Origin of the sequence: Cupriavidus sp. UYPR2.512, assembly GCF_000379565.1 — a bacterium.
GTDB lineage: Bacteria > Pseudomonadota > Gammaproteobacteria > Burkholderiales > Burkholderiaceae > Cupriavidus.
This window is the reverse complement of record NZ_KB903060.1, coordinates 1-1766: the sequence shown is the minus strand read 5'-3', so window position 1 is coordinate 1766 and position 1766 is coordinate 1. Positions and strand designations below refer to the sequence as shown.

Annotated in this window: 2 protein-coding genes; both read left to right on the top strand. The window is 60.1% G+C overall.

The window, feature by feature from the left end:
- The first annotated feature begins 91 nt into the window (after nt 1-91).
- Nucleotides 92-826, top strand: a complete 735-nt coding sequence (locus A3A5_RS0119650; protein WP_018312239.1) for an IS6 family transposase — start codon at nt 92-94, stop codon at nt 824-826.
- A gap of 767 nt (nt 827-1593) precedes the next feature.
- On the top strand, nt 1594-1766 hold a 173-nt coding region (locus A3A5_RS0119645), incomplete at its 3' end, for a cold-shock protein (RefSeq protein ID WP_018312238.1).

Genomic DNA, 1766 nt, shown 5'->3' with positions numbered 1-1766 from the left:
CGGATCATCAGGGCTGGCTGGCGCTCTACCGTCAAGCAATCGACTGGAGGGCATTGTCACGTTGGCGAAGGGGTGGCGTAAGATTCGGACGATGAAGAAGACGAACTCGCTCTATCACGGCCATCGCTTTCCTGCAGCGGTCATCAGCTGCGCGGTGCGCTGGTACTACCGGTCCAACCTGAGCCTGCGTGACATCGAGGAGTTGCTGTTCGAGCGAAGCATCGTGGTCAGCTACGAGACGATCCGTCGCTGGTGCGATAAATTCGGCGCGGGCTTCGCCCGTCGCGTCAAGGCTGCCCGGCGCAAGCCGGGCTGCACCTGGCACCTGGACGAGATGTTCGTGACGCTGCGCGGCGAGCCTTACCTGCTGTGGCGGGCGGTCGACGAACATGGCGCCGAACTCGACATCCTGCTGCAGAAGCGCCGCGACAAGGCTGCGGCCAAACGCTTCTTCCTGCGCGTTCTGCACTCCTGCCCGGTGCTGCGCAAGATCGTCACCGATCAGCTGCGCAGCTACCCGGCCGCTAAGGCCGACATCCCGGAACTGGCGAACGTCAAGCATGTGTTCGTGAAAGCCAGCGCGCGCGTGAACAACCGGGCCGAGAACAGTCACCAGCCCACACGCGAGCGTGAACGCCGCATGCGCGGTTTCCGCGAACGGACGCGCACCCAGGCATTCCTCTCAAATTTCGGCCCGATCCGGCAGCACTTTGCCCTCAAGCGCCATCTGCTGCGCGCGTCGCTTTATCGCAAACACCTCGCCGATCGTTTCGAAAGCTGGCGCGAAATTACCGAAACCACCCAAAATCCGTCCTCCGCTTTCTGAGTCGATTCTCGCCCAGCATCCCTGAAATCGCCAAACCGCCAACGTGACAATGCCTCACAGCGGCCTAGCACCTCTGCCACCCGCTTTTCAGCTCCTTCACGCGCCACCCTGTCCCGAAGTGCGGCTTGCTTGAAGTCATCTGCCGTCGCCAATAGGCGGCGCTGTTCGCTCATGAGCTGCTCTACCTGTTGCTGGACTCCATTGAGCGCTTGCGCTGCGAGCTCGGCCTCCTGCCGTCGCAGCTGCTGTGTGTTCTCGAACTCGGCCCTCCACTCCGCAGCGTGCGCCTCAGCTGCAACCCGGCCAACTCTCTCAGCTGCAACTGACTGATGCAGCTCAGCAACCTTTTGCTGAAGCAGCTCAAGCTCACCTGAAAGCGTTGTGTTGCGTGCCGCAAGCTTGTCGCATTGCGCCTGTACCCGATCTCGTTGCTCGGTGATGGCCAGCACCTGGCGTACTGCTTCGTCCCGCACCTCCTTCGTGGTCGCCTCGCGTAGAGCGAAGCAATTGTGCTACCGGCTCGTGGCAGTATGCGGCTAACTCCGGTTATGGATAGCCCAATCCGCGCTTATCCCGGCATGCTCCTTGACTGGAAAATTGTTAGGGGCCCGATCACGGGCAAAGTCATGGCTCAGCTCAGATCAGCAGAGCCGTTAAAAACAACCCGGATTTGTCTGCTGCCGATCAACTGTGATACAAGATAGGCGGACGTCTGGCGCAGGCCGACGGCGTCATCTTCATCTCGTTTTTCTTGGAACATTCAGAACATGGCAACAGGTACCGTGAAGTGGTTTAACGATGCGAAGGGTTTTGGGTTCATCTCGCCGGATGATGGCGGCGAGGACCTGTTTGCGCACTTCTCCGAGATTCAGGGCAATGGCTTCAAATCGCTTCAGGAGGGCCAGAAGGTCAGTTTTGAAGTGAAGCAGGGCCCCAAGGG

What these genes read in the sequence shown, in the direction of transcription:
- A3A5_RS0119650 (WP_018312239.1), top strand. Translation starts at nt 92, where the DNA reads ATGAAGAAGACGAACTCGCTCTATCACGGCCATCGCTTTCCTGCAGCG.